Below are 6,685 nucleotides of genomic sequence, written 5' to 3'. Positions count from 1 at the left end.
CAGCCGAGGACCCGGGAACGGAAGCCGGGTTGTGGTCCGTGAAGGACTCCTTGAGGGAATCAGATTCCCTCAAGGAGTCCTTCACGGAACGAGTCGGGACCGGACTGCCTGGCGGTCGATCTTCCCCGGCCCGCGCAGGGGCAGCTCGTCGGCGAACTCGATGCGTTTCGGCGTCGCGGCGGCACCCAGCTCAGCTCGGACAGCGGCGCGCAGCGCGGCCTCGTCTGCCGAGGCCACCACCATGGCGACAACCGCCTCGCCCCACTGCGGATCGGGAATGCCGACGACGCAGGCGTCCCGCACCCCGGGCTGCGCGCCGAGCAGGCGTTCGATCGCGGCGGCGGACACTTTGACCCCGCCGGTGTTGATCACGTCATCCGCCCGCCCGAGCACTTCGACCCGGCCGTCGGGCAGCAGGCGGCCGCGGTCGGAGGTACGGAACCGGCCGTCCCGGAACGACTCCGCGGTCAGTTCCGGCGCGAGGCGGTAGCCGTGCGAAAGCACCGGGCCGGAGATCCACAGCCGCTCGTCGGCGTCGGGTTCCACGCTCACACCGTCGAGCGGAATGCCGTCGTAGACGCAGCCGCTGGCGGTCTCGCTCATCCCGTACGAGGGAACGATCGGCACGCCTTCCTCGGCCGCTTGCGCGCGCAGCTTCGGCGAGGTCGCGGCGGCGCCCAGGATGATTCCGTCGAACGCCTTCGCGGCGGCCAGGCCAGCGCCGCCGTCGTCGAGCAGCCGGACTAGCTGAGTCGGCACGAGCGCGGTGTAGCGCGGGCCGTTCTCCGCCAAGACCGGCGCGGCCGCGGCGGCGAACTCGTCCGGACGGAAGCCGGTGCCGGTCAGGAACGCCGGTTTCGTGCCTGCCAGGCGCGCCCGGATCAGGACCTGCAGGCCGCCGATGTAGTGCGCGGGCGTGGCGAGCAGCCAGTGCCCGGGGCCGCCGAGCCGGGCGTGCGTGGCAGTCGCGGACGCGGTGAGCGCTCGCGGCGACAGCAGCACTCCCTTCGGCGCTCCGGTGGACCCGGACGTGGCGATCACTACGGCGGTGTCCGGCTCGACCGGCTGCTCCGGGGCCATCGCTTCGATGAGGGCTGGGGCCGACGGGTCGGCGGAGTTCAAGGGGAGAACCGCCTCGCCGCCGTCCAGGGCGGCGGCGAGGGCCGCGTCCAGGGCGGCCAGGGCGGCGGGGCTGCCGTCTAGGCGGGAAACGTGCACCAAGGGGCTCCGGCTGGGTCTTGCGAGCGTTTATGCCGGTCAGAACCGGCATAAACACTCACGAGGTCAGTAGTAGTACGGGTAGCCGGACCAGTCCGGGTCGCGCTTCTCCAGGAACGCGTCGCGGCCTTCGACGGCCTCGTCCTGCATGTACGCCAGCCGGGTGGTCTCACCGGCGAACAGCTGCTGTCCGACGAGCCCGTCGTCGATCGCGTTGAACGCGTATTTCAGCATCCGCTGCGCGGTCGGCGACTTGCCGATGATCGTCCAGCCCCATTCGAGCGCGACCCGCTCCAGTTCGGCGTGCGGAACGACCTCGTTGACCGCGCCCATCCGCTGCATCTGCTCGGCGGTGTAGTCGCGGCCGAGGAAGAAGATCTCCCGCGCGAACTTCTGCCCGACCTGCCGGGCGAGGCCCGCCGAACCGTAGCCCGCGTCGAACGAGCCGACGTCGGCGTCGGTCTGCTTGAACCGCGCGTGCTCGGCCGAGGCGAGGGTGAGATCGCACACGACGTGCAGCGAATGCCCGCCGCCCGCCGCCCAGCCCGGCACCACGGCTACCACGGGTTTCGGCATGAACCGGATCAACCGCTGGACCTCGAGGATGTGCAGCCGGCCCGCCCGCGCCGGGTCGACCGTGTCCGAGGTCTCCCCGCTCGCGTACTGATACCCGGAGCGTCCGCGAATACGCTGGTCACCGCCGGAGCAGAACGCCCAGCCGCCGTCCTTGGGCGACGGGCCGTTGCCGGTGAGCAGGACGCAGCCGACGTCCGAGCTCATCCGGGCGTGGTCGAGCGCCCGGTAGAGCTCGTCGACGGTGTGCGGGCGGAAGGCGTTGCGGACCTCCGGACGGTCGAAAGCGATCCGGACCACCCGTTTGCCGGAGCGGGCATCTCGCGAACGGTGGTAGGTGATGTCGGTGAAGGAGAACCCTTCGACCTCGGACCAGGCGGCGGGGTCGAACAGCTCGGAAACTCGGGCGTCATCCACGTTTGGGAGAATAGGACCTGTGGACATGATCGCTGTGCCTGACGACGCCGCCCCGGGGGAGAGCCCGTCGGACGGCGCCCTAGCTGGGGCTTGCCGGTGAACCCCTCCACCGCGCAGGCCAGGGTCATCGTCGACGAACTCGTCCGCAACACCGTCTCGCACGTGGTGTTGTGTCCAGGATCTCGCAACGCGCCGCTGTCCATCGCGCTCTACGACGCCGCCGCGTCGGGACGGCTGAAGCTGCACGTCCGCATCGACGAGCGCGGCGCGGCGTTCCTCGCGCTCGGCATCGCGGCGCGCACCGGCCGTCCGGCGGCGGTGGTCTGCACTTCCGGCACCGCGGCGGCGAACTTCCACCCGGCCGTGCTGGAGGCCGACCGGGCGGGCGTGCCGCTGATCGTGCTCACCGCCGACCGTCCGCCCGAGCTGCGTTCCGCCGGCGCGAGCCAGGTGATCAACCAGTACGAGCTGTACGGCGACGCGGTCCGCTACTTCGACGAGCTGGCCGTCGCCGAGCGCCGGGCCGGGCAGAACTCCTACTGGCGCAGCCAGATCTGCCGCGCGTGGAACGCCGCGTACGGCGAGTGGCGCTGCGGGCCGGTGCACCTGAACATCCCGTTCCGCGAGCCGCTCGTGCCGGATCTCGACGATGACGGGCAGTGGTACGAATCGCTCGAAGGCCGCCCGGACGGCGAACGCTGGACCGAGCTGCCGGACTTCGGCGCGCTGCCCTCGTTCGTGGTGCCCTCGGCGCGGCACGGCCTGGTGATCGCGTGCGACACCGGCGCGCAGGCGGCCAGCGAATGGGCCGAACAGCACGGCTGGCCGGTGGTTTCGGAGACCGGCGGGCTCGGCCTGTCCGGCGCGACCGCGATGTCGTCCGGCGCCTGGCTGCTGGGCGTCGAGGAATTCATCTCGCGGCACCGTCCCGAGCAGGTGCTGTGCCTCGGCCGTCCGACGGTGTTCCGGCAGGTGCAGAAGGTGCTGTCGGACCCTGAGGTCGAGGTGCTGCTGGTGCGTCCGGATTCGGACTGGCCCGCGCCCGCGCACAACGTCCGCCAGGTCGGGCAGTGGTTCGCCGAGCCGACGAAGCCCGCCGACCCGGAGTGGCTCGCGAGCTGGCAGCGCGCCGACGCCGCGGCCAGCCAAGCGGTTTCGACGGCGCTGGCCGCCGAGCCGTGGCCGAGCGGCGTGCGGGTGGCGACCGAGCTGGTCGACGCGTTGCCGGAAGGCGCGCTGCTGGTGGTCGGCTCCTCGAACCCGACGCGCGATGTCGCGCTGGCCGGACGGCTGCGTCCGGACGTCCTGGTGCACCGCAACCGCGGCGTCGCCGGGATCGACGGCACGGTGTCGACGGCCATCGGCGCGGCCACCGTGCACCGCGCGCCGTCGTACGCGCTGCTCGGCGACCTGACGTTCCTGCACGACGCGTCCGGCCTGCTCACCGGGCCCGCGGAGCAGCTGCCGGACCTGACGATCGTGGTGCTGAACGACGACGGCGGCGGCATTTTCTCGCTGCTGGAGCAGGGCGCGCCGGAACACTCGGCGAGCTTCGAGCGCGTCTTCGGCACGCCGCACGGCGCTGATCTGGGCGCGCTCTGCGCGGGCTACCGGGTGCCGCACGTCCTGGCCGAGACGGTCGAAGAATTCCGTGCCGCGTTGCGGCCGGCGCCGGGCCTGCGAGTGGTCGAGGTCCGGGTTGACCGGGCTCAGCACCGGAATCTCCACGCGCGGCTGAAGTCGGCGGTCGCGGAAGCGGTGGGGACGGTTTAACCGGCGGGGGCCGGTGAAAATGGGGGATTTCGTGAACGAGGCGGACCTGCGCCCGCGAGGCCGGTGGGCCTGGTTCAGCGCGGCGGTGGCGGCGCTGGCCCTGGTCGGGCTGGTGTGCTCGTATTTCTCGTCGTTCCTGGTGATGGCCAGCGACAACTGCTTCGCCGGGGACAGCAGGGCGATCTGCAGCGCGGCCGGGCAGCAGGCGGTCGCCTCGCTGCCGTGGGTCGGCTGGTTCGCGGCGATCGGCGGCTCGTTCGCGATGGCCGGGCTGGCCGCGCGACGCGGCTGGGGGCCGTGGCCGGGGCTGTACGCGGGCCCGATCCTGTACGGCATTCCGATCGCCATCGCGTGGTGGATCGCCGAATCTGGTTGATCTTCCCAGTGGGTAAGAACCCGTCCTTCGGACGTACCTGTGCGGTGCTGACGTGGATACGTTCGGTCGCATTGGCCACCTTGGAGGAACAATGCGATCGAGAACTCGGGCCGGAATCGGGGCGGTTGCGGCTGGAGTCGCGACGGTGCTGCTGGCGGGCACCGCTTCGGCAGTGCCGGCACCGGGCGCGCCCGGCGTCGGCGACCCGTACTACCCGAACGCCGGCAACGGCGGCACCGACGTGCAGCACTACGACATCCGCGTGAGCTACCAGCCGGAAACCGACGTCCTGTCGGGCACCACGACGCTGCTGCTCACCGCGACGCAGGACCTCTCGCGGTTCGACCTGGACTTCGCGCTCAAGGCGTCGAACGTGCTGGTGAACAACCGGCCCGCGCAGTTCGCCAACCAAAACGGCGACGGCGAGCTGGTGATCACCCCGGCGCAGCCGCTGCTGAAGGGCCAGTCCGCGACGGTCGTCGTGAGCTACTCCGACAGCCCGTCGACGGAGAAGGTCGGCGGCCTGAACACGTGGAAGAAGGGCGCTTTCGGGGCGCTCGGCGTCGACGAGCCGCAGAGCGCGCAGTGGTGGTTCCCCTCCAACGACCACCCGACCGACAAAGCGACTTACGACGTGTCGATCGAGGCTCCGGACGGCCTGTCCGCCATCACGAACGGCACGCTCGTGAAGAAGACCAAGAAGCGCGCGGGCTGGACGCGGTGGAACTGGCGCAGCACCAAGCCGCAGGCGACCTACCTGACGTCGTTCGTCGTCGGCAAGTACGACGTGGTCCAGTCCACCACGCCGGACGGCAAACCGTTCATCACCGCCTACGGCGCGGATCTCGGCGACTCGCTCGACGCGGCCAAGGCGAGCGTGGAGCGGACGCCGGAGGTCGACGAGTTCCTGGCGTCGAAGTTCGGGCCGTATCCGTTCGAGGCCGAGGGCGGCGTCGTGACCAGCGGGATCACCTTCTCGCTGGAAAACCAGACCCGGCCGACCTACGGCGCGCGCAACTTCGCCGCCGGCGCCAACACCACGCTGATCGCGCACGAAAACGCACACCAGTGGTTCGGCGACAACGTTTCGCTGGGCAAGTGGAGCGACATCTGGCTGAACGAGGGCTTCGCGTCCTACGCCGAGTACCTGTGGTCGGAGCACCAAGGCGAGGGCACGACCGCGGAACTCGCGCAGTACGCGTACGACTCCTACGCCGCCGACGACCCGTTCTGGCAGGTCCTGCCGGGCGACCCGGGCGAGCCGAAGCAGTTCGACCGCGCGGTGTACGACCGGGGCGCGATGGCCGTGCAGGCGCTGCGCAAGACGGTCGGCGACGACGCGTTCTTCTCGATCCTGCAGCAGTGGCAGGTCGCGAAGGCCGGCAAGGCGGCGGTGATCCCGGACTTCGTGGCGCTCGCGGAGAAGGTGTCGGGCAAGCCGTTGCAGGAGCTGTTCCAGACCTGGCTGTTCACCAAGGGCAAGCCCGCGGTCGGTCCTAATGGGACGGTCTCGGCCCGTGCGTTCGCCGCTGCTCCGGCGAAGCCGAAGGCCTGGGACCAGATCCAGGCGAACCACCGCGCGCTGGCGGAGGCCGATCGGCACTGAAATTCGCTTGCCTGGCTGCGGGATCCTGGAGAGTTCCGCTCTCGGCAAGGAGGATTCGGTGGCCATGAAAGTGCGGGCGCAGCTCCGCCACGCTCGGCTCGACGGCCGGGAGTGGCGGGTGCTGCGCCCTGATCCCGCTCTGGATACCGCGGTGCTGTACGAGAACGACCGGTACCCGCACATGTGCGTCGACCGCCGCGCGGCGTATCGGATCGGGGTGCTGTGGCTCCTGGCCGCGCGATCCCGGCATACGGTCATCCACCTGCCGTTGCGCGCCGGCCGGACTCCCGCTGAGCCGGAGTGCGCCGGTCGTCCGCTGGATCTCGTACTGAGCCAGCACACCGCGCAGCTGCGGGCATCGCACTGGCCCCGGCTGAGGGCGGCGCTCGGCCCGGCCAGGCCGCACACGGTGCGAATCCCGGCTGATCGGCGTCCGGTGGAGCGGCCGCACTGGCAGACCCGGGACCGGCTGCACGACCGGATCCACGCCGACACGATGTTCCTGACCGGCAGCGCGGCAGTCTTCCGGTTCACGGCGGAGTACTTCTTCGACCTCGCCTTCCTCGCTCCGGGTTCTGCTCCGGGCGAGGAAACGCCGCACCACGCGTGTTCGGACCTGAATTGCACAACTCGGGTGCTGGTCAATACGTACTGCCTGCACGTGCTTTACCGGGCGCACTGGCTGCCGCGTGCCGAGCTGGTCGGCGCACCCGACTAAACTC

General features: G+C 70.7%; 6 protein-coding genes. 4 read left to right on the top strand and 2 right to left on the bottom strand.

Annotated elements, in window-relative coordinates; genetic code table 11:
* Nucleotides 1-81 precede the first annotated feature (81 nt).
* Both menE and ABZX37_RS44250 read right to left on the bottom strand, forming a co-directional pair.
* Nucleotides 82-1,218, bottom strand: a complete 1,137-nt coding sequence (menE, locus tag ABZX37_RS44255) for an o-succinylbenzoate--CoA ligase (RefSeq protein ID WP_354750223.1) — start codon at nt 1,216-1,218, stop codon at nt 82-84.
* Between the two features lie 66 nt (nt 1,219-1,284).
* Nucleotides 1,285-2,208 (bottom strand): 1,4-dihydroxy-2-naphthoyl-CoA synthase, encoded by a 924-nt coding sequence (locus ABZX37_RS44250; RefSeq protein ID WP_354750221.1) that lies wholly within the window; start codon nt 2,206-2,208, stop codon nt 1,285-1,287.
* Between the two features lie 96 nt (nt 2,209-2,304).
* On the opposite strand from ABZX37_RS44250, the gene menD reads away from it, so the two are divergent.
* From menD to ABZX37_RS44230, 4 genes are all read left to right on the top strand, one after another.
* A complete protein-coding gene (menD, locus tag ABZX37_RS44245) occupies nt 2,305-3,981 on the top strand; it encodes a 2-succinyl-5-enolpyruvyl-6-hydroxy-3-cyclohexene-1-carboxylic-acid synthase (protein ID WP_354750219.1) in 1,677 nt (558 codons plus the stop codon).
* 31 nt (nt 3,982-4,012) lie between these two features.
* A complete protein-coding gene (locus tag ABZX37_RS44240; protein ID WP_354750217.1) occupies nt 4,013-4,357 on the top strand; it encodes a hypothetical protein in 345 nt (114 codons plus the stop codon).
* A gap of 91 nt (nt 4,358-4,448) precedes the next feature.
* Nucleotides 4,449-5,963: a M1 family metallopeptidase gene (locus ABZX37_RS44235; RefSeq protein ID WP_354750215.1), complete on the top strand. Its 1,515-nt coding sequence runs from the start codon at nt 4,449-4,451 to the stop codon at nt 5,961-5,963.
* 58 nt (nt 5,964-6,021) lie between these two features.
* On the top strand, nt 6,022-6,681 hold the full coding sequence (locus ABZX37_RS44230) for a hypothetical protein (RefSeq protein WP_354750213.1): 660 nt from the start codon (nt 6,022-6,024) through the stop codon (nt 6,679-6,681).
* Nucleotides 6,682-6,685: the final 4 nt, after the last annotated feature.

The sequence above is a fragment of the Amycolatopsis sp. NPDC004079 genome (assembly GCF_040610415.1).
GTDB lineage: Bacteria > Actinomycetota > Actinomycetes > Mycobacteriales > Pseudonocardiaceae > Amycolatopsis > Amycolatopsis halotolerans.
Note: the sequence above shows the minus strand (reverse complement) of the source record. Positions and strands in the feature narration are given on the sequence as shown.